Here is a 23,766-nt window from a genome sequence, read left to right as displayed (position 1 = left end):
TCATCGTTTTGTGACGATCTCGTCCATCTCCGCCTTCGTACGGGCGAATTCCTTTTCGAAATCCAGTGTGCGGCGCGTGGTCGACACCGCCATCAATACCGAACTGCCACCGTCCGGCGTGTCCTTCAACCACAGCCACAGCCGCCGCTCGCGCACATAGAACATCGAGAAGATGCCCAACACCAACAGCAAGCTGCCAAGATACACGATCTTTTTACCCGGCGAGCGCGTGAGCTGGAAGACACTCGCCTGAACCTGATCGAACGAATCGAGCTGGAGGAAGACCGGCGCGTCGTACAGGAAATTATCGGACAGCGCATTGGTGGCCGAATGCACGAAACGCTCGTTCTCAGGCGTGGGGGCCACCGCAGGCTGCCCAGCCTGCTCGCGGGCGACCTGCCACAGTTGCCAGACCGTGCCATCGAGAATGCGCCGGAACATATCTGCCGCGCTCGACTGTTGGTCCTGCGGCACTTTCTCGTTGACGAACTCCGCAATCGCCTGCAGACCGCCCTTCGCCCGGCTGGTTTTGCTGGCCGGAATGGCACCCGCAAACAGATCCAGTTCGCGTTTGGCGCTCTCCTGCAACTGGTTTCGCAACGCGTCCGACGTTTGCGACGTCAGCGATTGCGCGGCGAACCGGCGAGCCGCTTCGGTACGGGCGCCGTCGTCCTGGAGGGCGGCACGCAGCAACATCCATTGCTTGACCGAGCCGTCCGCATCCGCCGGAATACGCAGGTACTGGAACGGTCCGTCCGGCGTATCGCGCACGCCGGTCATGAAGACCCGCTCGCCGTCGCCGACCAGAATCGGCAACATGTAGTTGCGGTACTCCTTCGCCTGCCCACTGCGATCGCGCACCTTGTACTGCACCGACGGCCCGACGTTGCGCAGATCCTTGCCCAGATCGGTGCGCGCGCCCGAGCCCAGTTGTGCGCTCAGATCGTCGCGCAGCGATTTGCGGGCCACGCCGCGCACGTCGCGCTCGCCGCCGCCGTTGCTGATGTTCTCTACGTTGATCGCGCGGAAATCGCTGAATTCGACGGTGTATTCGTCCTTTCCGGCAGCGCCGCCACGCAGTTGTGTCGAAGCCCCCACGTCCCCCGAGAACGCGAACGTCCGATCCGACGCACCGCGCATGGGATAACCGGTCAGCTTCAGTTTGCTGCCGCCGTCCTCAAAGCTGGACTGATAGATCGCCACGCCCTTATAGACGAACGGCTCGTTGACCTTCACCGTTGCGCTTACCGACTTGCCGGTCTCGGGGTCGCTAACCACGATGTCGCTCGCAAACAGCTTGGGCATGCCCGTCGAGTAATAGTCGACATGGAATTTCTTCAATTCGATGGAGAACGGCAGGTCCTGCACCACCGAGCCATCCTGGAACGTCAGAATCGCGGTAGTCGATTTGCCGCCCTCCGGCACGAATGCGTAACCGCGAAACGCCGGGTTGTTGGGCGAGAGGCGATGTGTCGGCGGAATTTGTGCGATCACCGCGTTGCCCTGCATCGGCGACTTGCCGAACAGCGCCATCTGAACGCGAATCAGCAGGTCGCTGTCGACCAGTCCGCCCAGGCAGATGATGACGATCGCGCTGTGGGCGAAGATGTAGCCGATCTTGTTGATCGCGCCCGTCTTAGCTGCAACCAGCGTCGCCCCGTCGCGCTCGCGCACGACGAAGCGGTAGCCTCGGCGGCCGAGGTAGCCCGTAAGGCGCGGCACGAGCTCGGCACGCGACGTCGGTCCGGTGAACTCGCCCTTGTGGCCGAAAGCGCGCAGGCTGCCCTCGCGAACCTGATCGCGCCAGTTGCGGATGTCAGCGATCATCTTCGGCGCATTGCGCACGATGCACAGCGTCGTCGACGCCATCAGGAAGAAGAGGATCAACAGGAACCACCACGAGCTGTACACGGTGTACAGCCCGAGCGAACGGAACACGCTGGCCCAGAACGGACCGAACTGGTTGACGTAATTGGGGTAAGGGTCACCCTGCTTGAGCACGGTGCCGACGATGCTGGCGATCGCGAGCACCGTCAGCAGGCTGATGGCGAAACGCATCGAGCTGACCAGCTCGACGCCGTCGCGCACCCAGCGTTGCGCACCCTTGATCTGCATTCCGGAAGTACTGATGGTCATCCTGTGTCCGACAACAAAAAAGGGCGGGGACGCGTATCGCACGCGCCCGCCACCCTGTGTATGCTAAACCAGTTCGATCCGGTCGCTCTGCGGCGCCGCGGCTGGTTTCGTTATAAGTCAGCGAATATACTCTGACGTTCACATGATGTCAGGACGGGGCTGCCGATCAGCGCAATCCGGCAACGTAATCGGCGACTGCCTTGATTTCCTTGTCCGACAAACGCGAGGCTATCGTCTGCATCGGCGCGCTGTTCTTGCGGGTCTCGTCCCGGAAGGCCACCAACTGAGCTGCGGTATATTCGGCCCATTGGCCGGACAGACGAGGATATTGCGACGGCATGCCGGCGCCGGTCGGACCATGGCATGACGCGCAGGCGGGAACGCCCTTTTCGGCCAGTCCGCCGCGATAGATCTTCTCGCCCAGCGGCACCGTGTCCTTGTTGTGTGCGGCACCCGGCTTGGCGGTCTGCGACGCGAAATAGGCAGACACGTTGCGCATGTCCTGTTCGGAGAGCGCGGCGACCATGCCCGCCATGATGGCATTGTTACGCGCGGGCGTTTTGCCGGGCTGGGCCTTGAATTCGGTGAGTTGCTTGTAGAGATATTCGGCGTGCTGCCCCGCGAGCTTCGGATAAGCCCCGCCGGTGCTATTGCCGTCTGCCCCATGGCAGGAGGCACACACCTGACTGGCAATCGCCTGTCCCCGGTTCAGGTCTGGTTTGGCCGGCGCCTGAACCTCGGCGGCTTGTCCTGCACCGCTCATAAGCCAGCATGCCAGCGCCAACGGTGTTGCAGCGAGAGACTTCCACACTCCTCGGTTCATTCGCACACCTTATATCTGTTTTGTCGGGAAATCGGTCGTTCGAACTCACCGTCCGGCACCGTGTTTCTCCTCCAACCTCACGGCGCGCGAGACGTTCGGACAAGCCTTGGCGAGGCCAAGGTTAACTTTCATATTGTACAATAAAGTTTTTCCCCGACTTTAGGGGATTTCCATGTAGAAGGCCGCAGAACGGGGCTTCCCGGGCTATCGCCGGTGGGCTGCGAACTCACCGTTTTGCGTGCCTCCGCCCGCGTTGCAGCCCGATTCCCGTGGCTGCGGCGCTCCCCCGGTGTACGCCATGTCCCTACTTCATCAAGCTCGCTTCTTTACGACCGTCAATCACCTGCGCGACCTGCCCCCCACAGCCGTGCCGGAGGTCGCCTTCGCGGGTCGCTCGAACGCGGGCAAGTCCAGCGCGCTCAATATCCTGTGCAACCAGAAGCGGCTGGCGTTCTCGAGCAAGACGCCGGGCCGCACGCAGCATATCAACTACTTCGAGATCGCGCATCTCGACACGCTGTACGGCTATCTCGTCGACCTGCCGGGATACGGCTACGCCGAAGTTGGCGGTGGCGTGAAAGTACACTGGCAGCAATTGCTCGGGGAATATTTGGTGCAGCGTCCGCAGTTGCGCGGCCTCGTTCTCTTGATGGACTCCCGTCGACCGTTTACGGATCTCGATTGCAAGTTGATCGACTGGTTCTTGCCAACGGGACGTCCCATTCATGTATTGCTGACCAAGGTCGACAAGCTCACACGCCAGCAATCGACGATCGTGCTGCGCGAGACGCAAAAGCGCCTGTCGAGCTTGGCGCGCACCGACGGTCTGCCGTCCGACGATCCCGCGACCCCGCCGCAATTCACCGCCCAGTTGTTCTCGTCGCTCGATCGCACCGGTGTCGATGCCGCACAACAAAGGCTCGAAGACTGGCTCGCCATTCCGGCACGCGGCACGGCAAAGAAGTGACGCAGCCTGGAGATTGGGCGCGGCAAATCGTCGCGGCAAGCGGCGGCGGCGTTTCATGAAATTGTGGTGAATCGGGCGTATGCACCAGAAGACAGCGGTGAAGCCCCCCTCGTCCGAACGGACGAGGGGGCTCGAATCCGCCTGAGGGCGCGGCCCTCCGAGGCTTGTCGCGACGATTCGCGCGCACATAAAAAAACCGCCGTGTAGGCACGGCGGGTTCAAATAAGCCTTATCGTAGAACGACAGGCGCCCGCTCAGGGAGGAGAAGCGGGGGACCTCGCACGCAGTGCGAACATCCGGTTGGTATGATATACCATGCGTTCGAAAGTTTCCCGGCAAGTGCCGCTTTTTGCGCACCTTCCCGCTGACGGAAACGTTGCCCCAGCCGCAACGACGCCGCGTATTCGGGACGTCCGCACGACCGATATCACGGGAAGGTTCGACGCGCCATTCTTCGTCCAAAGGACCGATCGCATGAGTTCCTACCCCTTGCTTCGCCCGCGCCGCATGCGACGCGATGACTTCTCGCGCCGTCTGATGCGCGAAAATCGCCTGACTTGCGACGACCTCATTTATCCCGTGTTCGTGCTCGAAGGCGAACATCGTCGCGAACCCGTCGAGTCGATGCCTGGCGTCGAACGCGTCTCGGTCGACGAACTGCTGCGCGTAGCCGACACCTGCGTCACGCTCGGCATCCCCGTCATCTCGTTGTTCCCGAACATCGAGACATCCCTCAAGACCCCTGACGGCATCGAAGCGACAAATCCCGACGGTCTGATTCCCCGCGCCGTACGTGAAATCAAGCGCAACTTCCCCGATCTCGGCGTATTGACCGACGTTGCCCTCGACCCGTACACGAGCCACGGTCAGGATGGCGTACTCGACGAACACGGATATGTCATCAACGACCTGACGACCAGCATACTCGTGAAGCAGGCCCTCACGCAGGCAGACGCTGGGGTGGACATCGTCGCACCGTCCGACATGATGGACGGGCGCATCGGCGCGATTCGTGAAGCCCTCGAAGCTGGAGGTCATATCCACACGCGGATCATGGCGTATGCGGCCAAATACGCGTCCGCCTTCTATGGTCCGTTCCGCGACGCCGTCGGTTCGGCATCCAACCTGGGCAAAGGCAACAAGATGACGTACCAGATGGACCCTGCCAACTCGGACGAAGCGCTGCGTGAAGTGGCGCTCGACATCGAGGAGGGTGCCGACATGGTGATGGTCAAGCCCGGCATGCCGTATCTGGATATCGTGCGCCGCGTCAAGGACGAGTTCCGCTTCCCCACGTACGCGTATCAAGTCAGCGGCGAGTATGCGATGCTCAAGGCCGCCGCGCAAAACGGCTGGCTCGATCACGACAAGGTCATGATGGAGTCGCTGCTTGCCTTCAAGCGCGCTGGTGCCGATGGCATCCTGACGTACTTCGCGCTCGACGCGGCGCGCCTGATCCGCGCACAAGCCTGAGCGGTACGCAAACGTTGAGATCGGCGCGCGGGATGGAGCAGGTCGTGGCATCGCGGTAGCTATGGCGTCCGCGCCCAGCCAGCGCCTTGTCTCAAACATGAAAACGGCCGGCCTGATCCAGGCTGGCCGTTTTTGCATCGAGGATGGACTCCGGCGCAGGCCCACATTGTCGGCATCGTCCGCAACGTCTGCATCAGGCCGTGCGAGCCTGCGGCGGATCTCCGTTCAAGCTCAGGCGCCGGGGCCGAAGGCCTTGTCCAGGCTGCGCAGGAACTGGTCCGCCGACTGTGCGCCGATCACGCGCGTACCCGGCACCTCTTTGCCATCGCCGTCGAAGAAAACGATGCCTGGTGGGCCGAACAGCCCGAAGCGCTTGAGCAACGCCTGATCGTCTGCATTGTTGGCCGTGACGTCGGCCTGCAGCAGCACCATCCGATCGAGGCGCGCCTTCACACGCGGATCCGTGAAGACGAATCGCTCCATTTCCTTGCAGCTAATGCACCAGTCCGCGTAGAAATCGAACATCACTGGACGCCCGGCCGTCGCAATCGCTTGGTCGAGCTCCGCAACGCTTCGCACCCGCCGAAACCCGATGCCCTCGGACACTGAAGCGCTGCCGTTGGCGTTCCCCGACACTGCCGTTGTCAACCCGGCAAGGGGGGCCAGCGGATCTCGCGCGCCAGCCGCTGCGCCGACGAGCGCCACAGCGCCAAGCAGGGCACCGGCAACGCCGAGTCCCTTGAGAAGGCGTCGTGCACCGCGCGCGTCATCGGGCAGGTCGTCGAACGCGCGCGCGAATGTGGCCGCGACCAACAGCAGGATGCCCCATCCCAGCAACAAGACAGGTGTCGCCAGCAACGGCCGCACGATCCACAGTGCCACGCCGAGGAGCAGGAAGCCGAAGAAACGCTTCACGCCGTCCATCCATGCCCCGGCGCGCGGTAGCAACGCGCCGCCACCGCCGGCAAGGATCACGAGCGGCAATCCCATGCCAAGGGACAATGCAAAGAGCGTCGCGCCACCAAAGACCGCATCACCTGTCTTTGCAATGAAGGCGAGCGCGGCCGCCAGCGGGGCGGTCACACAGGGGCTGACGATCAGCCCCGACAGAATGCCCATCATGGCCGCACCGATCCACTGACCGGACTTCTGTTTGCGGGCGGCATCGTCGATTCGAGCACGCAATGCCGACGGTAACTGGATTTCATACATCCCGAACATCGACAGCGACAGCATGACCATCAGCAGCGCAAACAGGACCAGCACCCACGGTGCCTGCAGGAAGGCGATGAGACCCTGCCCCAACAATCCCGCGGCGACGCCAATGACGGTATTCACCAGCGCCATGCCAAGCACATAGGCAATCGCCAGGCGAATGGCCTTGCTTCGGCCTGCCCCCTGCCCCGCGACAATCGACAGGAGAATCGGCACCATCGGCAACACACACGGCGTGAACGCGAGCGCGACACCCAGCACGAAGAAAATTGCCAGGGCCAGCGCGAAGCTGCCCCCGGAGAGAATGCGCTCGGCCTCGCTGTAGTCCTCTCGTGCCGATAGCCATCCGCGGGCTGTGCTGGCAGATGGCGAGGCCGGCGCGGCCGCGCTATCAGCCGCGCCCCTCGGCGATGGCGGATTGCCACCGAGCAATGCTTGTGCCGCTAACCCGGAGGGGGGCACGGCGCTCGAATTCCCGCCGGGTGCGCCGCCAATGGCGGCCGCGGAAATCTTCAGCGGCTTGTCCATCGGGGGATAGCACAGCCCTTTTTCCGCGCAGCCCTGCATGGTGACGTTCAGCGTGAACGGAGCACGGGCCCCGCTGACGGGCACGCGGACATCGATGGGCTCGTGATACACCTCCATGTCTTTGCCGAAGGTTTCATCGTGTTTGACTTCTCCCTTCGGAAATACCGGCGTACCGAGCGTGACGCCGGGATTGTCGGGTGCGAAGGCAAACCGCTCACGATATAGGTAATAGCCTTTGGCAACGTCGAAATGCAGCACCACTTCGCCCGGTTGCTCTGTCTTCGATACCTTGAAGGCCGCGTCCGGATCGAGAAAGTCGTCGGCGGCACGGGCGTGTCCCGCCAGCAGCGAAAGCACCACGGCCACGGCCATTAGCGCGAACGACCCGATCTGCAAGGCTCGATGTCGTATCGACGCCGGCGCGCCGACACTGGCTTTCGCGATCGCCTGTTGCGTCATCGCCTTCACTTCAGACATGCAATTTCCCCCGCGTCTCGTTCTCGACCCAGCGCCCGTAGGCAGGCAACGCGGCCGACGCGGGCCATGCAACGATCTCGGGCGTGTCGTAAGGATGATGTTCTTTGATGTATTGCTCAAGCGCGCTATAACGCGCGGCAGTGGTCTTGATCATGAGCGGCACCTCCACGCTCGTCTCGCGCTTGCCTTGCCAACGATAACTTGAACGCACGGGCGGCATTTGTTGCACGCACGCCGCGAGCCGCTCGGTCAGCATGCCGTCGATGGCAGCTTCGGCGCTGGACTCGTCGGGAAACGTTGTCATGACGATAAGAAGGGCATCCATGATATGCGCTGTACCGTTCAGGCGTGAGGATCGCTCACTGTACACCGACACCGCGAAACATGGGCAATCGGCCGTCATTTCCAGAGCGAGGCCAATCCTGCGTCGGACAACACCCTAAAAGAAAAAAGCCAGGTCGTCGACCTGGCTTCTTCTGACGGCTGACGGCCTTGAATCGGCCGTTGCGCGAATCGCTTACTCAGCGACTTCCGGCGCTTCCGTGTCGACTTCCGGACGATCCAGCAGTTCGACGAAAGCCATCGGTGCGTTATCGCCCACGCGGAAACCCATCTTCAAGATGCGCAGGTAGCCACCCGGACGGTTGGCAAAACGCGGGCCGAGTTCGTTGAACAGCTTCGTGACCATGTCACGATCACGCAGGCGGTTGAATGCCAGACGGCGATTGGCAACCGAGTCCTTCTTGCCGAGCGTGATGAGGGGCTCAACGACCTTACGCAGCTCCTTGGCCTTCGGCAGCGTGGTCTTGATCGCTTCGTGTTGGATCAACGAGTTCGACATGTTGCGCAGCATTGCCAGACGGTGGCTGCTGGTACGGTTCAGTTTACGAAGACCATGACGGTGACGCATTTCAACTTTCCTTTAAACAGAGTTTTCGACCAAGCTCTTCTATCGGTGACAAACACCGCGGGCCGGTACCTTCGCTATCGGCCGTATCGGAACCCTCCGACGCGCCGCACTTACGTAGCCACATGGCCGCCCGAGGGCGGCCATGTCACCACACATTACTTCTCGAGACCGGCCGGCGGCCAGTTTTCGAGCTTCATGCCGAGCGTGAGACCACGCGAGGCGAGCACTTCCTTGATCTCGTTGAGCGACTTGCGACCCAGATTCGGGGTCTTGAGCAATTCGTTCTCGGTACGCTGGATCAGATCGCCGATGTAATAGATGTTTTCGGCCTTCAAGCAGTTGGCCGAACGCACCGTCAACTCGAGATCGTCCACCGGACGCAGCAGGATCGGATCGATCTGCGGCGCACGCGACGGCGCTTCGCTGGCGGCTTCCGTACCTTCCAGCGCGGCGAACACCGACAGTTGGTCGACGAGGATGCGAGCCGATTGACGGATCGCTTCTTCCGGCGACACCACACCGTTGGTTTCGATGTTCATCACGAGCTTGTCCAGGTCCGTACGTTGCTCCACACGGGCCGATTCGACCGCATAGCTCACACGCTTGACCGGCGAGAACGACGCATCGAGAACGACACGGCCGATCACCTTGGCCGAATCGTCGCCGTAACGACGCACGTTACCCGGGACATAACCACGACCCTTCTCGACCTTGATCTGGACGTCGAGCTTACCGCCCTTGGCCAGATGCGCAACCACGTGGTCCGGATTGATCAGTTCCACGTCATGCGGCACTTCGATATCCGAAGCGCGCACCACACCTTCACCTTCCTTGCGCAGCGTAACGGTGACTTCGTCACGGTTATGCAGCTTGAACACCACACCTTTCAGGTTCAGAAGGAGGTTGACGACGTCTTCCTGAACACCATCGATGGTGGAGTATTCATGCACAACGCCGGCGATCGTCACTTCGGTCGGGGCATAGCCCGGCATCGACGACAACAGCACGCGGCGAAGCGCGTTACCCAAGGTGTGGCCGTAGCCACGTTCGAACGGCTCCATCACGACTTTGGCGTGATGCTCACCGACCGGCTCAACCGCAATGATCTTGGGCTTCAACAAACTGGTTTGCATAGGTTTCCTTTTCAATACCCTCGGCTCGTTACACCGATAAGGCTGATGGGTGACAACCTGCACGGAACGCAAAAACGCGCCGTGAGGCGCGTCAGCATACGGATTAACGCGAATACAATTCGACGATCAGGCTTTCGTTGATGTCGCCCGCGATATCGCTACGTTCCGGCAGTGCCTTGAAAGTGCCTTCCATCTTCTTGGCGTCAACCGAAACCCAGATCGGGAAACCGACTTGCTCGGCCAGCGACAGCGCTTCTTGAATACGCACTTGCTTCTTGGCCGAATCACGCACGGTGATCACGTCACCGGCCTTGACCTTGATCGACGGGATGTTGGACACAACCCCATTCAGCACGATCGCCTTATGGCCGACCAGCTGGCGCGCTTCAGCGCGCGTCGAGCCAAAGCCCATGCGGTACACGACGTTGTCCAGGCGCGACTCAAGCAGCTGCAGCAGGTTCTCACCCGTGTTGCCCTTGACGCGGTCGGCTTCCGCGAAATAGCGACGGAACTGACGCTCAAGCACGCCGTAGATACGCTTGACCTTCTGCTTTTCGCGCAGCTGGTTGCCATAGTCCGACGTACGAGCACCCGACGTACGGCCATGTTGACCCGGCTTGCTATCCAGCTTGCACTTGTCGGCGAGCGAGCGACGTGCGCTCTTCAGGAAAAGGTCAGTACCTTCACGACGGGAGAGTTTGGCCTTCGGGCCGATATAACGTGCCACGGTTGTTCCTTTATCTCAAAATCTGACGCGGCGGACTTTGTCCACCACGCAAGTCCGGCACCGATGTACCGGACGGTGGTCTTAGAAATTGCTACGCGCACGACCAAGGTCGTGCGCGAACCCGCGATTATAGCAGGATTTGCTTCTGCGTCTTAGATACGACGACGCTTCGGCGGGCGGCAACCGTTGTGCGGGACCGGCGTCACGTCCGAGATGGCCGTGATCTTGATGCCCAGCGCATTCAGTGCACGAACCGCAGATTCGCGACCCGGGCCCGGGCCCTTGATGCGAACTTCCAGGTTCTTCACGCCGTATTCCAGTGCCACACGGCCAGCCGACTCGGCAGCAACCTGGGCAGCGAACGGGGTCGATTTGCGCGAACCCTTGAAGCCCTGGCCACCCGAGGTCGCCCATGCAAGCGCGTTGCCCTGACGATCGGTGATCGTAATGATGGTGTTGTTGAACGAAGCGTGGACGTGCACGACGCCTTCTGCAACGCTCTTCTTGACCTTCTTGCGAACGCGCTGCGAAGCGGCGTTGTTCTGTTGCTTAGCCATGAGTTCCTATCCTCTGGTTACTTCTTCAGCGAGACGCCGGCCTTACGCGGGCCCTTGCGGGTACGCGCATTGGTACGGGTGCGCTGACCGCGAAGCGGCAAGCCCTTGCGGTGACGCATACCACGATAGCAGCCCAGATCCATCAGGCGCTTGATATTCATGGTCACTTCACGGCGCAGGTCGCCTTCGACCGTCAGTTGACCGACTTGATCACGCAGCTTTTCGAGATCAGCGTCGTCGAGGTCTTTGACCTTCTTCGAGAACGGCACACCGGCGGCGTCGCAAATCTGGCGAGCGCGCGTGCGGCCGACACCGTAAATGGCCGTCAGGCCGATTGCGGTGTGCTGGTGGTTCGGGATGTTAACCCCTGCGATACGAGCCATTCGTAATTCCCCAACTAAATAGCGTTAAAGGCCGATTAGCCCTGACGTTGCTTGTGACGCGGATCCGAACTGCAGATCACGCGCAGCACGCCTTTGCGCTTCACAAACTTGCAATTACGGCAGATGCACTTAACCGATGCCAAAACTTTCATGACAATTCCCTCTCTCTAATCACTTCGCCCGGAAGACGATCCGCGCACGCGACAGATCGTAGGGCGTCAACTCTACCGTCACCTTATCTCCGGGAAGGATGCGGATGTAATGCATCCGCATCTTGCCGGAAATATGTCCGAGTACTACATGGCCATTTTCCAGCTTTACCCGGAAGGTGGCATTGGGGAGGTTTTCAACGACCTCACCCTGCATTTGAATTACGTCGTCTTTCGACATGATCCCAGATCAGCGAACCGTCATGTTATTGCCGCCCTTGAAATTCGCCTTACGAAGCAGCGATTCATACTGTTGCGACATCACATACGACTGCACCTGCGCCATGAAGTCCATCGTCACCACCACGATAATCAGCAGTGAGGTTCCACCGAAGTAGAACGGGACATTCCAGCGCAACACCAGGAACTCAGGCAGCAAACACACCAGGGTGACGTAAGCTGCGCCGGCGAGCGTCAGGCGTGTCAGGATCTTGTCGATATACCTTGCCGTCTGGTCGCCCGGACGGATACCCGGCACAAACGCACCGCTCTTCTTCAGGTTCTCGGCCGTCTCCTTGCTGTTGAACACCAGAGCGGTGTAGAAAAAGCAGAAGAACACGATCGCCAGTGCGTAGAGCATCACGTAAATCGGCTGACCCGGCGACAATTTTGCCGCGATGTCCTTGAGCCAGCGCGTACTGTCACCAGCGCCAAACCAATTCGCGATCGTTGCCGGGAACAGGATGATCGACGATGCAAAGATCGGCGGAATCACGCCTGCCATGTTCAGCTTGAGCGGCAGGTGGGATGCCTGACCACCGTACACCTTGTTGCCGACCTGCCGTTTGGCATAGTTCACGAGGATCTTGCGCTGACCCCGTTCGACGAACACGACGAAGAACGTCACGAGCACCACGAGGGCACAGATCACGATGGCCGAGAACGGACCAATCGAACCGGTGCTGACGAGCTCGAACAGACCGCCCACAGCGTTTGGCAAACCGGCAGCGATACCACCAAAGATGATGATCGAAATACCGTTACCGAGGCCGCGTTCGGTGATCTGCTCACCGAGCCACATCAGGAACATCGTGCCGGTCACGAGCGTGATGACCGTCGTCAGACGGAACAGCATGCCTGGATCGACGACGAGTCCCGGCTCGCTCTCCAACGTCACTGCGATCGCCGCTGCCTGGAAGAGCGCAAGCACCACCGTGAAATACCGGGTGTACTGCGTGATCTTGCGCTGTCCGGCCTGGCCTTCCTTGCGCAACGCTTCCAACTGCGGCGAAACCATCGCCAGCAACTGCATGATGATCGACGCCGAAATGTACGGCATGATCCCCAGTGCGAAGATCGTGAAACGCGACAACGCACCACCCGAGAACATGTTGAACATGCCCAGGATCCCGCCCGACTGGCGCTGGAACAACTGCGCCAGCTGATCGGGGTCGATGCCCGGTACCGGGATATGCGCACCAATTCGGTAGACGATCAACGCCAGCAGCAGGAAAACCAGCCGCCGGCGCAGATCCGCATACTTCGGGCCCTGCGTACCAGGCTTAGCGAGATTAGGAGACTTGGCCAATGCTGGCTCCGGGATGTCCTAACTTACTCAGCGACCGAACCGCCGGCCGCCTGAATTGCCGTGAGCGCACCCTTGGTGACACCCAGACCCTTCACGACAACCTTGCGGCTGATCTCGCCCGAGGCGATGATCTTGGCCGACAGCGACAGCTCGCTCACCAGACCGGCCTGCTTCAGAACCAACAGATCGATCTCGTCGACCGGCAGGTTGTTCAGGTCCGACAGGCGAACTTCGCCCACGAAACGACGCGTCAGCGACTTGAAGCCACGCTTCGGCAGACGACGTTGCAGCGGCATTTGACCGCCTTCGAAGCCCACCTTGTGGAAGCCGCCCGAACGCGACTTCTGACCCTTGTGACCACGGCCGGCGGTTTTACCCAGACCCGAACCGATGCCACGGCCAACGCGGCGCTTGGCGTGCTTGGCGCCTTCTGCCGGCTTAATCGAATTCAATTCCATTTTGCCCTCGCTCAGTCAACGATCTTCACAAGGTACGAAACCTTGTGGATCATGCCCCGCACAGCGGGCGTATCCTGCAACTCGCTGACCGAATTGAGGCGACGCAGGCCCAGACCCTTGACGGTCGCGCGATGTTCTTCACGCGTACCGATCAGGCTCTTGACCAGCTTAACTTTCACAGTTTGCTGCGACATATTGATCACCCTTAGCCGAGGATCTCTTCCACCGACTTGCCACGCTTGGCGGCGATGTCAGCAGGAGTCGATTGTTTCTTCAGGCCATCGAGCGTGGCGCGGACCAGGTTGTACGGATTCGTCGAGCCCAGGCTCTTCGTCACCACGTTGGTCACGCCCATCACCTCGAACACCGCGCGCATCGGGCCACCGGCAATCACGCCGGTACCGTCCTTCGCCGGCGACATCAGGACGCGCGAGGCGCCATGCTGGCCGAGAACGTTGTGTTGCAGGGTGCCGTTCTTCAAAGGCACCTTGAACATATTGCGGCGGGCTTGTTCCATTGCCTTTTGAACGGCAACCGGGACTTCCTTCGCCTTGCCTTTGCCCATGCCGATGCGGCCATCGCCGTCACCAACCACGGTCAACGCGGCAAATCCGAGAATACGGCCACCCTTCACAACCTTCGTGACACGGTTGACCGCGATCATCTTCTCGCGAAGGCCGTCGTCGCGTTCGTCAGCCTGAACTTTCGCTTGCATCTTTGCCATGACGGATCCTTACTTAGAACTTGAGGCCGGCTTCACGGGCAGCGTCGGCCAGAGCCTTGACGCGACCGTGATAGCGGAAGCCCGAGCGGTCGAAAGCCACGCTTTCGATGCCGGCAGCCTTCGCCTTCTCGGCGATACGGCGACCGATCAACGCAGCAGCAGCAGCGTTGCCGCCCTTGCCTTCCTTGTCGCCCAGTTCTTTGCGCACTTCGGCTTCCAGCGTCGAAGCGCTGGCCAGCACTTGCGTGCCGTCTTCCGAAAAAACTTGCGCGTAGATGTGCACGTTGGTGCGATGCACGGAAAGGCGATGCACCTTCTGCGCTGCCAGCTTGATACGAGTCTGGCGAGCGCGGCGCACACGAGATGTTTTCTTGTCCATGTTTCGCACCCTTACTTCTTCTTGGTTTCCTTGAGGATCACCGTCTCGTCCGCATAGCGGACACCCTTGCCCTTGTAAGGCTCGGGCGGACGGTAACCGCGAACTTCCGCAGCCACTTGTCCGATGCGTTGCTTATCAACGCCTTTGATGATGATCTCAGTCTGCGTGGGAGTTTCGGCCTTCACGCCTTCCGGCATGGCATGCACAACATCGTGCGAGAAACCCAGCTCGAGCTTCAGGTTGTTACCCTCAGCCTTGGCACGGTAACCCACGCCAACGAGTTGCAGCTTCTTTTCGAAACCCTTGCTCACACCCGTCACCATGTTGGCGACCAGTGCACGTTCGGTACCATACAGCGCATTCGCTTCGCGGCTTTCGTCGGCCGGTGCGAAGGTGACGGTGCCGTCATCGATCTTGACGATCACCAGGGGGTTGATGCCGCGGGTCAGTGAACCCAGGGCGCCCTTGATCGTCAGCACATTGCCAGCCAGCGTTGCTTCAACACCCTTCGGCAGTGCAATGGGACTCTTACCTACTCGAGACATTTCAACTCTCCTCGGTTAGGCCACGTAGCAGATGACTTCGCCGCCCACGCCAGTGGCGCGTGCTTTGCGATCGGTCATCACGCCCTTCGGGGTCGAGACGATAGCAACGCCGAGGCCGTTCATGACCTGCGGAATGTCGTTGCGGCTCTTGTACACACGCAGACCCGGACGCGACACGCGCTCAAGGCGCTCAATCACAGGACGGCCAGCGTAGTACTTCAGTGCAATGTTCAGCACCGGCTTCGTTTCTTCTGCTTCAACCGCGAAGTCGTCGATGTAGCCTTCGTCCTTGAGGACCTTGGCGATCGAGACTTTCAGCTTGGACGAGGGCATCTTCACCGATGCTTTCTCAACCATCTGAGCGTTGCGGATGCGAGTCAGCATATCGGCGATAGGATCGCTCATGCTCATGGTGCTTCTCCTATTACCAGCTTGCTTTGGTCACGCCCGGGATTTCGCCACGGAAGGCGATTTCACGGATCTTGTTACGGGCCAGGCCGAATTTGCGGAAGGTACCGCGCGGACGGCCGGTCAGGTCGCAACGATTGCGTTGACGCGTCGGGTTGGCGTTACGCGGCAGCTGTTGCAGCGCCAGGCGTGCTTCATAACGCTCGTCTTCCGACTTGCTGGTGTCTTCGATGGTCGCTTTGAGGGCGGCGCGCTTGGCAGAAAATTTCTGCGCCAGACGGGCGCGTTTCTTTTCGCGTTCGATAAGTGCCAGTTTAGCCACGATTACCTCAGTTACGGAACGGGAATTTGAACGCCGACAGAAGAGCCTTGGCTTCTTCGTCAGTCTTCGCGGTCGTGGTGATGCTGATGTTCAGACCACGCAGCGCGTCGATTTTGTCGTACTCGATTTCGGGGAAGATGATCTGTTCCTTCACACCGATGTTGTAGTTGCCACGACCGTCGAACGCACGACCCGAAATACCGCGGAAGTCACGCACGCGCGGCAGGGCCACGGTGATGAAACGATCCAGGAATTCGAACATACGCTCGCCGCGCAGCGTCACCATCGTACCGATCGGGTAACCTTCGCGGATCTTGAAACCGGCGATAGCCTTGCGAGCCTTCGTCACCACCGGCTTTTGACCGGCAATCTTCGTCAGGTCGCCAACGGCGTGTTCAATGATCTTCTTGTCAGCGACGGCTTGACCAAGGCCCATGTTCAGGGTGATCTTGGTGATGCGCGGCACTTCCATGACAGACTTGTAACCGAACTGTTTAGTCAGATCGGCAACAACTTTGTCCTTATAGAATTCTTGCAAACGGGCCATTATCTATACTCCCTGCGACTTAGGCACCGACGACCGTACCGGTCGTCTTGAGGAAGCGGACCTTCTTGCCGTCTTCGACCTTGATGCCGACGCGCGACGGCTTGCCATTGGCATCCACCAGCGCCACGTTCGACACGTGGATCGGCATCGTCTTGTCGACCACGCCACCTTGCGTACCCTTCATCGGGTTCGGCTTGACGTGCTTCTTGGCAACGTTCACGCCCTCGACGACCAACTTGTCGCCATCAACGGCCAGGACCGTGCCACACTTGGCCTTGTCCTTACCCGTCAGCACGATGACTTGGTCACCCTTACGAATCTTGTTCATGTGTCGGCTCCTTACAGCACTTCCGGGGCCAGCGACACGATCTTCATGAAGCGTTCGGTACGCAGTTCCCGCGTAACCGGCCCGAAGATACGGGTGCCGATCGGCTCAAGCTTGGTGTTAAGCAGCACGGCGGCGTTGCCGTCGAATTTGACCAGCGAGCCGTCCTGGCGACGCACGCCCTTGGCGGTGCGCACGACCACTGCGTTGTAGATTTCGCCCTTCTTGACGCGACCACGCGGAGCAGCATCCTTCACGCTGACCTTGATGATGTCGCCAATGCCGGCGTAGCGACGCTTGGAGCCGCCCAGCACCTTGATGCACATCACTTCACGCGCACCGGTGTTGTCGGCTACTTCGAGCCGGGTTTCAGTTTGAATCATGGTGTTATCTTCCCAACTTAATCCGACACATAGGCGTCGGTCAGTCTTGGTCCCCGTCAGCACCAAAGAGTGCTGTTTGGGTTGAGTCGTTCAAAAGTGGACAACCTTGCTACCTCAACCTGACTCGTAGAGGATACGAATCGGCTTCGGAAGCCATCCACTCCCTTGCGAAACCAAAGACCGGTTTTAGCGAAAGAAGCGGAAAGTCCGGAATTATACAACGATAATTCCGGACTTGCAAGTCAAGCCTTCGCTTCAGCGCGCTTTAGATGATGCGGGCGGCTTCCACGAGACGGGAGACCGTCCAGGCCTTGGTCTTCGACAGCGGACGGGATTCTTGAATCTCGACCATGTCGCCTTCCTTGTACTGGTTAGCCTCATCGTGCGCGTGGTACTTCTTCGAGCGCACGATGTACTTGCCGTAGAGCGGATGCTTCATTTGACGCTCGATCAGCACGGTCACCGTCTTGTCCATCTTGTCGCTGACAACCTTACCCACGAGGGTACGCTTCAGCGAGGTCTTAGCGGTATCGTTCATTTCTGGCTCGCCTTCTCAGTCAACACGGTACGCACACGCGCGATGTCCTTGCGCACCTTCTTCAGCTGGCTGGTATTGCTCAGCTGTTGGGTGCCCGCTTGCATGCGAAGACCGAATTGGGCCTTCAGCAGATCCGACAGTTCCTTGTTGAGGCCGTCGACATCCTTGGCACGAAGTTCGGATGCTTTCATTTCAAATTCTCCCCTCAGGCGCCAAGGCGACGTACGAAGAACGTCGTCTGAATCGGCAGCTTGGCAGCAGCCAGGCGGAACGCCTCGCGCGCCAGCGCTTCATCCACACCGTCCATTTCGTACAGCATCTTGCCCGGTTGAATCTCGGCGACGTAGTACTCCGGGTTACCCTTACCGTTACCCATACGCACTTCTGCCGGCTTTTGCGAAATCGGCTTGTCCGGGAAGATACGGATCCAGATACGGCCACCGCGCTTGATATGGCGAGTCATGGCACGACGCGCGGCTTCGATTTGACGAGCCGTCAGACGTCCACGACCGACCGCCTTCAGGCCGAATTCGCCGAACGACACTTCATTGCCACGGGTGGCAACGCCAGTGTTACGGCCCTTCTGCTCTTTGCGATACTTTCTGCGTTTCGGTTGCAGCATGATTATTCTCCAGTCTTGGCGTCGCCTTCAGGCTTGCCAGCCGGGCGGCGTGCACCACCGCGCTTCGCGCCGGCCTTGTCGCCAGCATCGTCACGACGGGGACGGCGATCGCCCGGACGCGCGTTGCGGCGCGGACGCTTTTCTTCGGCCGGCTCTTCAGCCACCGGAGCGTCGTTGCGGCCCAGCGTGTCACCCTTGTACACCCACACCTTGATACCGATGATGCCGTACGTCGTCTTCGCTTCCGCAGTTGCGTAGTCGATGTCAGCACGCAGCGTATGCAGCGGCACACGGCCTTCGCGGTACCACTCGGTACGGGCGATTTCGATACCGTTCAGACGGCCCGAGCTCATGATCTTGATGCCTTGGGCACCCAGACGCATCGCGTTCTGCATCGCACGCTTCATGGCGCGACGGAACATGATACGGCGCTCGAGTTGCTGCGCGATCGAATCGGCGATGAGCTGCGCATCGGTTTCCGGCTTGCGGATTTCCTCGATGTTCACGTGCACGGGCACGCCCATGCGCTTTTGCAGCTCGGCCTTGAGGATTTCGATGTCCTCGCCCTTCTTGCCGATCACAACCCCCGGACGCGAGCTGAAAATCGTAATACGAGCGTTCTTGGCCGGACGTTCGATAATGACACGACCCACCGAAGCGTTCTTCAGCTTCTTCTTCAAATATTCGCGAACGCCGATGTCTTCCTTCAGCATCTGCGCGAAATTCTGATTGTTGGCGTACCAACGCGAAGCCCAGTTACGACTGACCGCCAGACGGAAGCCAGTCGGATGAATTTTCTGTCCCATCGTGACCCCTTAGTTGCCCAGCGTCACAGTGATGTGACAGGTTTGCTTCTCGATCTTGTTACCACGGCCTTTAGCACGCGCCGTGAAACGCTTGAGCGAGGTGCCCTTGTCGACAAAAATGCCCTTGACGCGCAGTTCGTCGATGTCAGCACCTTCATTGTGCTCGGCGTTGGCGATGGCCGACTCGAGCACCTTCTTGATGATGACCGCGGCCTTCTTCGGCGAGAAGGTCAGGACATTGAGCGCACGCTCCAGCGGCAGACCGCGGATCTGGTCAGCGACCAGACGCGTCTTTTGCGCCGAGATACGTGCACCGCGATGAATTGCTTTCACTTCCATGGTCGGCCCCTTATTTCTTCGCCTTCTTGTCGGCCGCATGGCCCTTGAAGGTACGGGTGAGCGCAAACTCACCCAGCTTGTGGCCGACCATGTTTTCCGTCACGTACACGGGCACGTGTTGACGGCCGTTATGCACAGCGATCGTCAGACCGATGAATTCGGGCAGAACGGTCGAACGACGCGACCAGGTCTTGATCGGCTTCTTGTCACGCGATGCAGCCGCCGCTTCCACTTTTTTCAGCAGATGAGCGTCGCAAAACGGACCTTTTTTAACAGAACGAGTCATTTGCTAGCTCCAATTAACGCTTTTTGCGACGCTGAACGATCATGCTGTCGGTGCGCTTGGTCGAGCGGGTACGCTTACCCTTGGTATGCTGACCCCACGGGCTGACCGGATGACGACCAGCCGCCGTACGCCCTTCACCACCACCGTGCGGGTGATCCACCGGGTTCATCGCCACACCGCGAACGGTCGGGCGAATACCGCGCCAACGCTTCGCACCGGCCTTGCCCAATTGGCGCAGGCTGTGCTCTTCGTTACCGACTTCACCGATGGTGGCACGGCACTCGATGTGCACGCGACGAACTTCACCCGAACGCAGACGCACCTGAGCGTACGTGCCTTCGCGAGCCAGCAGCATTGCCGACGTACCGGCGGCACGGGCGATTTGCGCCCCCTTGCCCGGCAGCAGTTCGATGCCGTGGATCGTGGTACCGACCGGAATGTTGCGGATCGGCAGCGTGTTGCCGGACTTGATCGGCGCTTCCGAGCCGCTCACCACTTGCTGGCCGACGGTCATGCCCTTCGGTGCAAGGATGTAACGACGCTCGCCATCGGCGTAGCACAGCAGGGCGATGTTCGCGCTGCGGTTCGGATCGTATTCCAGACGCTCGACCTTCGCCGTGATGCCGTCTTTATTGCGACGGAAATCGACGATACGGTAGTGCTGCTTGTGACCGCCACCCATATGACGGGTGGTGATGTGACCGTTGTTGTTACGGCCAGCGGTCTTGCTCTTGGTATCGAGCAGCGGGGCGAACGGCTTGCCCTTGTGCAGATCTTTGTTGACGACCTTGACCAGCGAACGGCGGCCCGGCGACGTCGGTTTCGTTTTGACGAGTGCCATGATTACTTGGCCTCCGCTTCAAAATTGATTTCCTGACCCGGCTTCAGGCTAACGTAGGCCTTCTTCTCATGGTCGCGACGCCCCATGAAACGGCCAAAGCGCTTTTGCTTGCCCTTGCGGTTCAGAATTTGCACCGACTCGACTTCGACCTTGAAGAGAAGCTCAACGGCAGCCTTCACTTCTTGCTTGTTCGCGTCGCGTGCAACCTGGAACACCACTTGTTCGTTCTTGTCGGCCACCAGCGTCGCCTTTTCGGAGATCACCGGCGCGAGCAGGACCTTGTACAGACGATGGTCGTTTTTACGCACGTCGCTCATGACAGCATCTCCTCAATCTTGGCGATCGCGCCCTTCGTCAGCAGCACCTTCTTGAAGTAGATGAGCGACAACGGGTCGGCGAAACGCGGCTCGGTGACGGCGACATGAGTCAGATTGCGCGAGGCCAGGAACAGGTTCTCGTCCACGCTATCCGTAATCAGCAGCACCGATTCAAGACCCATGGCCTTGATCTTCTCAGCGAGCAGTTTGGTCTTCGGCGCATCCAGCTTGATGTCCTCGACGACCGACAGACGACCTTCGCGGGCGAGCTGCGACAGAATCGAGCACACGCCGGCGCGGTACATCTTCTTGTTGACCTTGTGGGTGAAGTTCTCTTCCGGCGAATTCGGGAAGATACGGCCACCGCCGCGCCACAACGGGCTCGACGACATACCGGCACGAGCACGGCCCGTACCCTTCTGACGCCACGGCTTCTTGGTCGTGTGCTTGACCTGTTCGCGGTCCTTCTGCGCACGGTTGCCGCTGCGAGCGTTGGCTTGATAAGCCACCACAACCTGATGGATCAGCGCTTCGTTGTAGTCACGGCCGAACACGACGTCCGACGCGTTGACCCCTGCGCCTTCCTGACCTTGCTCATTCAGGAGCTTCAGTTCCATTGTTACGCTCCCTTCGCGAGTTTGGCCTTGACTGCCGTGGTCACGAAAACCTTGCCTTCGTTGGCGCCCGGAACGGCACCCTTCACGAAGATCAGGCCACGTTCAGCGTCAATGCGCGCGATTTCGAGATTCTGCACCGTCGTGGTGACGTCGCCCAGGTGACCCGTCATGCGCTTACCCGGGAACACACGGCCCGGATCTTGTGCCATACCGATCGAACCCGGCACGTTGTGCGAACGCGAGTTACCGTGCGAAGCGCGGCCCGAAGCGAAGTTGTAGCGCTTGATGGTACCGGCGTAGCCCTTACCGATCGACACGCCTTGCACGTCGACCTTCTGGCCTACCTGGAACAGATCGACGCCAACGGCTGCGCCCGGCTGCAGTTCAGCAGCTTTGGCAGCATCGACGCGGAATTCCTTGAGGATTTCACCGGCTTCAACACCCGCTTTCGCGTAGTGACCGGCGGCGGCTTTCGTCACACGCGTGGCGCGACGCTTACCGAAAGTGACTTGAACGGCGGTGTAGCCGTCCGTTTCATCCGTCTTGATTTGCGTCACGCGGTTGTTAGACACGTCGAGCACGGTAACGGGAATCGAATCGCCGTCGTCCGTGAAAATACGCGTCATGCCAACCTTGCGACCGACAAGGCCAAGGCTCATGATTTTCTCCATTCCCGACTGCGATTGGCCGGGGCTAAATGACAAAAGGATGGTCCACGGACGTGGGCCATCTTTTCAAAACTACGCTTGAGCCCGCCATTATAGACGGACTTTTACCGCTTGACAAGTACTGCCAAATCGCATAACGAAAGCCCCGCCGAGTCAGCATTGGCGGGGCTTTCGAGCGAAAAGTCGCTCACAAGCCTTACTGCAGCTTGATCTCGACATCGACGCCAGCCGGCAGATCCAGCTTCATCAGTGCGTCGACCGTCTTGTCCGTCGGATCGACGATGTCCATCAGACGTTGGTGCGTGCGAATTTCGAGCTGATCGCGCGAGGTCTTGTTGACGTGCGGCGAGCGCAGGATGTCGAAACGCTCGATGCGGGTCGGCAGGGGCACCGGGCCCTTGACGATCGCGCCGGTACGCTTGGCGGTTTCAACGATTTCGGCCGCCGACTGGTCGATCAGGCGGTAGTCGAACGCCTTCAGGCGGATGCGAATCTTTTGGTTCTGCATGGAAATTCTCCAAAGAGCGTGGCAGCCCTCGTTCGGGTGCCGGGTCAATCACAAAGAGCAAACACCGCTTCGGCAGCGAGTGCGCAAGCGCACCCGCTGTCCGTCAAAACATCATTACGCTTCGATCTTGGCAACCACACCGGCGCCGACGGTACGGCCACCTTCGCGGATTGCAAAACGCAGACCTTCTTCCATGGCGATCGGCTGAATCAGTTCAACGCTGATCGACACGTTGTCGCCGGGCATGACCATCTCCTTGCCTTCCGGCAGCGAGATCGAGCCCGTCACGTCCGTCGTACGGAAGTAGAACTGCGGACGGTAGTTGTTGAAGAACGGGGTGTGACGGCCGCCTTCGTCCTTCGACAGGATGTAGACCTCACCCGAGAACTTGCGGTGCGGCTTGATCGAACCCGGCTTGGCCAGAACCTGACCACGCTGAACATCTTCACGCTTCGTGCCGCGCAGCAGAATACCGACGTTGTCGCCTGCTTGACCTTGGTCGAGCAGCTTGCGGAACATTTCGACGCCCGTGCAGGTCGTCTTGTCGATCTTCGGCTTGTCGCCGTCCATGGCGATACCGACGATTTCGATTTCTTCGCCGACCTTGATCACGCCGCGCTCGATACGACCGGTCACAACGGTACCGCGACCCGAGATCGAGAACACGTCTTCCACCGGCATCAGGAACGTGCCGTCCACGGCGCGCTCCGGCGTCGGGATGTACGTGTCGAGGGCGTCAGCCAGGGCCATGATGGCCACTTCGCCGAGTTCGCCCTTGTCGCCTTCCAGCGCCAGCTTGGCCGAACCCTTGATGATCGGCAGATCGTCGCCCGGGAAGTCGTACTTCGACAGGAGTTCGCGAACTTCCATTTCGACCAGCTCGAGCAGCTCGGCGTCGTCGACCATGTCGCACTTGTTCAGGAACACGATGATGTACGGCACGCCAACCTGACGCGCCAGCAGGATGTGCTCGCGCGTTTGCGGCATCGGGCCGTCGGCTGCCGAGCAAACCAGAATCGCGCCGTCCATCTGGGCAGCACCGGTAATCATGTTCTTGACGTAGTCGG

General features: G+C 60.0%; 36 protein-coding genes. 2 read left to right on the top strand and 34 right to left on the bottom strand.

What is annotated here, in order from left to right; all coding sequences use genetic code 11:
• Both ACE3UG_RS17675 and ACE3UG_RS17670 read right to left on the bottom strand, forming a co-directional pair.
• Window positions 1-2,136 (bottom strand): cytochrome c biogenesis protein ResB, encoded by a 2,136-nt coding sequence (locus ACE3UG_RS17675; RefSeq protein WP_374626261.1) that lies wholly within the window; start codon window positions 2,134-2,136, stop codon window positions 1-3.
• A gap of 166 nt (window positions 2,137-2,302) precedes the next feature.
• Window positions 2,303-2,959, bottom strand: coding sequence for a cytochrome c (locus ACE3UG_RS17670; RefSeq protein ID WP_374626259.1), 657 nt, complete (start codon window positions 2,957-2,959; stop codon window positions 2,303-2,305).
• 298 nt (window positions 2,960-3,257) lie between these two features.
• Here ACE3UG_RS17670 and yihA point away from each other — a divergent pair, with 298 nt between their 5' ends.
• Together yihA and hemB are read left to right on the top strand one after the other, a co-directional pair.
• On the top strand, window positions 3,258-3,926 hold the full coding sequence (gene yihA / locus ACE3UG_RS17665) for a ribosome biogenesis GTP-binding protein YihA/YsxC (RefSeq protein ID WP_374626257.1): 669 nt from the start codon (window positions 3,258-3,260) through the stop codon (window positions 3,924-3,926).
• Between the two features lie 474 nt (window positions 3,927-4,400).
• Window positions 4,401-5,399 (top strand): porphobilinogen synthase, encoded by a 999-nt coding sequence (gene hemB, locus ACE3UG_RS17660; protein ID WP_374626255.1) that lies wholly within the window; start codon window positions 4,401-4,403, stop codon window positions 5,397-5,399.
• Window positions 5,400-5,630: 231 nt separating this feature from the next.
• Here the strand turns inward: hemB and dsbD are convergent, their stop codons facing one another.
• From dsbD to tuf, 32 genes are all read right to left on the bottom strand, one after another.
• Window positions 5,631-7,619, bottom strand: a complete 1,989-nt coding sequence (gene dsbD / locus ACE3UG_RS17655) for a protein-disulfide reductase DsbD (protein WP_374626253.1) — start codon at window positions 7,617-7,619, stop codon at window positions 5,631-5,633.
• Complete coding sequence (cutA, locus tag ACE3UG_RS17650) at window positions 7,612-7,944, bottom strand: divalent-cation tolerance protein CutA (protein WP_374626251.1); 333 nt, start codon at window positions 7,942-7,944, stop codon at window positions 7,612-7,614. The genes dsbD and cutA overlap by 8 nt, the downstream gene beginning before the upstream one ends.
• A 192-nt stretch (window positions 7,945-8,136) precedes the next feature.
• Entirely contained in the window at window positions 8,137-8,529 is a 393-nt protein-coding gene (gene rplQ / locus ACE3UG_RS17645; RefSeq protein WP_150590313.1) for a 50S ribosomal protein L17, read from the bottom strand.
• Window positions 8,530-8,684: 155 nt separating this feature from the next.
• The gene (locus tag ACE3UG_RS17640; protein ID WP_374626248.1) at window positions 8,685-9,662 is read right to left on the bottom strand and encodes a DNA-directed RNA polymerase subunit alpha; all 978 of its coding nucleotides are present in this window, start codon (window positions 9,660-9,662) and stop codon (window positions 8,685-8,687) included.
• A gap of 103 nt (window positions 9,663-9,765) precedes the next feature.
• Window positions 9,766-10,389, bottom strand: a complete 624-nt coding sequence (rpsD, locus tag ACE3UG_RS17635) for a 30S ribosomal protein S4 (RefSeq protein ID WP_374626246.1) — start codon at window positions 10,387-10,389, stop codon at window positions 9,766-9,768.
• 152 nt (window positions 10,390-10,541) lie between these two features.
• Window positions 10,542-10,946 (bottom strand): 30S ribosomal protein S11, encoded by a 405-nt coding sequence (gene rpsK, locus ACE3UG_RS17630; protein WP_010804113.1) that lies wholly within the window; start codon window positions 10,944-10,946, stop codon window positions 10,542-10,544.
• A gap of 17 nt (window positions 10,947-10,963) precedes the next feature.
• Complete coding sequence (gene rpsM, locus ACE3UG_RS17625) at window positions 10,964-11,329, bottom strand: 30S ribosomal protein S13 (protein WP_017235786.1); 366 nt, start codon at window positions 11,327-11,329, stop codon at window positions 10,964-10,966.
• Between the two features lie 35 nt (window positions 11,330-11,364).
• Window positions 11,365-11,481 carry a 50S ribosomal protein L36 gene (gene rpmJ, locus ACE3UG_RS17620; protein WP_010804115.1) on the bottom strand — a complete coding sequence of 39 codons (117 nt, stop codon included), beginning with the start codon at window positions 11,479-11,481 and terminating at the stop codon, window positions 11,365-11,367.
• Between the two features lie 19 nt (window positions 11,482-11,500).
• Window positions 11,501-11,719, bottom strand: a complete 219-nt coding sequence (infA, locus tag ACE3UG_RS17615) for a translation initiation factor IF-1 (protein ID WP_007869286.1) — start codon at window positions 11,717-11,719, stop codon at window positions 11,501-11,503.
• A gap of 9 nt (window positions 11,720-11,728) precedes the next feature.
• A complete protein-coding gene (secY, locus tag ACE3UG_RS17610) occupies window positions 11,729-13,066 on the bottom strand; it encodes a preprotein translocase subunit SecY (protein ID WP_374626241.1) in 1,338 nt (445 codons plus the stop codon).
• Between the two features lie 23 nt (window positions 13,067-13,089).
• Window positions 13,090-13,524 carry a 50S ribosomal protein L15 gene (gene rplO, locus ACE3UG_RS17605; protein WP_374626239.1) on the bottom strand — a complete coding sequence of 145 codons (435 nt, stop codon included), beginning with the start codon at window positions 13,522-13,524 and terminating at the stop codon, window positions 13,090-13,092.
• Window positions 13,525-13,535: 11 nt separating this feature from the next.
• Window positions 13,536-13,718, bottom strand: a complete 183-nt coding sequence (gene rpmD / locus ACE3UG_RS17600; protein WP_374626237.1) for a 50S ribosomal protein L30 — start codon at window positions 13,716-13,718, stop codon at window positions 13,536-13,538.
• Between the two features lie 11 nt (window positions 13,719-13,729).
• The gene (gene rpsE / locus ACE3UG_RS17595; RefSeq protein WP_010804120.1) at window positions 13,730-14,248 is read right to left on the bottom strand and encodes a 30S ribosomal protein S5; all 519 of its coding nucleotides are present in this window, start codon (window positions 14,246-14,248) and stop codon (window positions 13,730-13,732) included.
• A 13-nt stretch (window positions 14,249-14,261) separates the two neighbouring features.
• Complete coding sequence (gene rplR / locus ACE3UG_RS17590) at window positions 14,262-14,627, bottom strand: 50S ribosomal protein L18 (RefSeq protein ID WP_374626234.1); 366 nt, start codon at window positions 14,625-14,627, stop codon at window positions 14,262-14,264.
• Window positions 14,628-14,638: 11 nt separating this feature from the next.
• Window positions 14,639-15,172, bottom strand: a complete 534-nt coding sequence (gene rplF, locus ACE3UG_RS17585) for a 50S ribosomal protein L6 (protein ID WP_374626231.1) — start codon at window positions 15,170-15,172, stop codon at window positions 14,639-14,641.
• A 15-nt stretch (window positions 15,173-15,187) separates the two neighbouring features.
• Window positions 15,188-15,583 (bottom strand): 30S ribosomal protein S8, encoded by a 396-nt coding sequence (rpsH, locus tag ACE3UG_RS17580; RefSeq protein ID WP_374626228.1) that lies wholly within the window; start codon window positions 15,581-15,583, stop codon window positions 15,188-15,190.
• Between the two features lie 13 nt (window positions 15,584-15,596).
• The gene (rpsN, locus tag ACE3UG_RS17575) at window positions 15,597-15,902 is read right to left on the bottom strand and encodes a 30S ribosomal protein S14 (RefSeq protein WP_017235792.1); all 306 of its coding nucleotides are present in this window, start codon (window positions 15,900-15,902) and stop codon (window positions 15,597-15,599) included.
• A 7-nt stretch (window positions 15,903-15,909) separates the two neighbouring features.
• Window positions 15,910-16,449, bottom strand: a complete 540-nt coding sequence (gene rplE / locus ACE3UG_RS17570) for a 50S ribosomal protein L5 (protein ID WP_374626226.1) — start codon at window positions 16,447-16,449, stop codon at window positions 15,910-15,912.
• Window positions 16,450-16,468: 19 nt separating this feature from the next.
• Complete coding sequence (gene rplX / locus ACE3UG_RS17565) at window positions 16,469-16,777, bottom strand: 50S ribosomal protein L24 (RefSeq protein ID WP_374626224.1); 309 nt, start codon at window positions 16,775-16,777, stop codon at window positions 16,469-16,471.
• Window positions 16,778-16,788: 11 nt separating this feature from the next.
• Window positions 16,789-17,157, bottom strand: a complete 369-nt coding sequence (gene rplN, locus ACE3UG_RS17560; RefSeq protein WP_010804127.1) for a 50S ribosomal protein L14 — start codon at window positions 17,155-17,157, stop codon at window positions 16,789-16,791.
• Window positions 17,158-17,422: 265 nt separating this feature from the next.
• Window positions 17,423-17,695: a 30S ribosomal protein S17 gene (gene rpsQ / locus ACE3UG_RS17555; protein ID WP_374626222.1), complete on the bottom strand. Its 273-nt coding sequence runs from the start codon at window positions 17,693-17,695 to the stop codon at window positions 17,423-17,425.
• Entirely contained in the window at window positions 17,692-17,886 is a 195-nt protein-coding gene (rpmC, locus tag ACE3UG_RS17550) for a 50S ribosomal protein L29 (protein WP_010804129.1), read from the bottom strand. The genes rpsQ and rpmC overlap by 4 nt, the downstream gene beginning before the upstream one ends.
• A 14-nt stretch (window positions 17,887-17,900) precedes the next feature.
• Window positions 17,901-18,317, bottom strand: a complete 417-nt coding sequence (rplP, locus tag ACE3UG_RS17545) for a 50S ribosomal protein L16 (RefSeq protein WP_010804130.1) — start codon at window positions 18,315-18,317, stop codon at window positions 17,901-17,903.
• Between the two features lie 2 nt (window positions 18,318-18,319).
• Window positions 18,320-19,123: a 30S ribosomal protein S3 gene (gene rpsC, locus ACE3UG_RS17540; protein WP_374626219.1), complete on the bottom strand. Its 804-nt coding sequence runs from the start codon at window positions 19,121-19,123 to the stop codon at window positions 18,320-18,322.
• 9 nt (window positions 19,124-19,132) lie between these two features.
• Window positions 19,133-19,462 carry a 50S ribosomal protein L22 gene (gene rplV / locus ACE3UG_RS17535; protein WP_039374941.1) on the bottom strand — a complete coding sequence of 110 codons (330 nt, stop codon included), beginning with the start codon at window positions 19,460-19,462 and terminating at the stop codon, window positions 19,133-19,135.
• Window positions 19,463-19,472: 10 nt separating this feature from the next.
• The gene (rpsS, locus tag ACE3UG_RS17530; protein ID WP_374626216.1) at window positions 19,473-19,748 is read right to left on the bottom strand and encodes a 30S ribosomal protein S19; all 276 of its coding nucleotides are present in this window, start codon (window positions 19,746-19,748) and stop codon (window positions 19,473-19,475) included.
• A gap of 13 nt (window positions 19,749-19,761) precedes the next feature.
• On the bottom strand, window positions 19,762-20,589 hold the full coding sequence (gene rplB / locus ACE3UG_RS17525; protein ID WP_017235799.1) for a 50S ribosomal protein L2: 828 nt from the start codon (window positions 20,587-20,589) through the stop codon (window positions 19,762-19,764).
• Window positions 20,590-20,591: 2 nt separating this feature from the next.
• Window positions 20,592-20,906 (bottom strand): 50S ribosomal protein L23, encoded by a 315-nt coding sequence (rplW, locus tag ACE3UG_RS17520; RefSeq protein ID WP_374626214.1) that lies wholly within the window; start codon window positions 20,904-20,906, stop codon window positions 20,592-20,594.
• Window positions 20,903-21,523: a 50S ribosomal protein L4 gene (gene rplD, locus ACE3UG_RS17515; protein ID WP_374626212.1), complete on the bottom strand. Its 621-nt coding sequence runs from the start codon at window positions 21,521-21,523 to the stop codon at window positions 20,903-20,905. The genes rplW and rplD overlap by 4 nt, the downstream gene beginning before the upstream one ends.
• 2 nt (window positions 21,524-21,525) lie before the next feature.
• Window positions 21,526-22,182, bottom strand: a complete 657-nt coding sequence (gene rplC, locus ACE3UG_RS17510; RefSeq protein WP_150613589.1) for a 50S ribosomal protein L3 — start codon at window positions 22,180-22,182, stop codon at window positions 21,526-21,528.
• A 205-nt stretch (window positions 22,183-22,387) separates the two neighbouring features.
• Entirely contained in the window at window positions 22,388-22,699 is a 312-nt protein-coding gene (gene rpsJ, locus ACE3UG_RS17505) for a 30S ribosomal protein S10 (protein WP_010804138.1), read from the bottom strand.
• Window positions 22,700-22,813: 114 nt separating this feature from the next.
• On the bottom strand, window positions 22,814-23,766 hold a 953-nt coding region (gene tuf, locus ACE3UG_RS17500), incomplete at its 5' end, for an elongation factor Tu (RefSeq protein WP_374626208.1).

Source organism: Pandoraea sp., from assembly GCF_041919235.1.
Taxonomy (GTDB): Bacteria; Pseudomonadota; Gammaproteobacteria; order Burkholderiales; family Burkholderiaceae; genus Pandoraea.
Note: the sequence above shows the minus strand (reverse complement) of the source record. Positions and strands in the feature narration are given on the sequence as shown.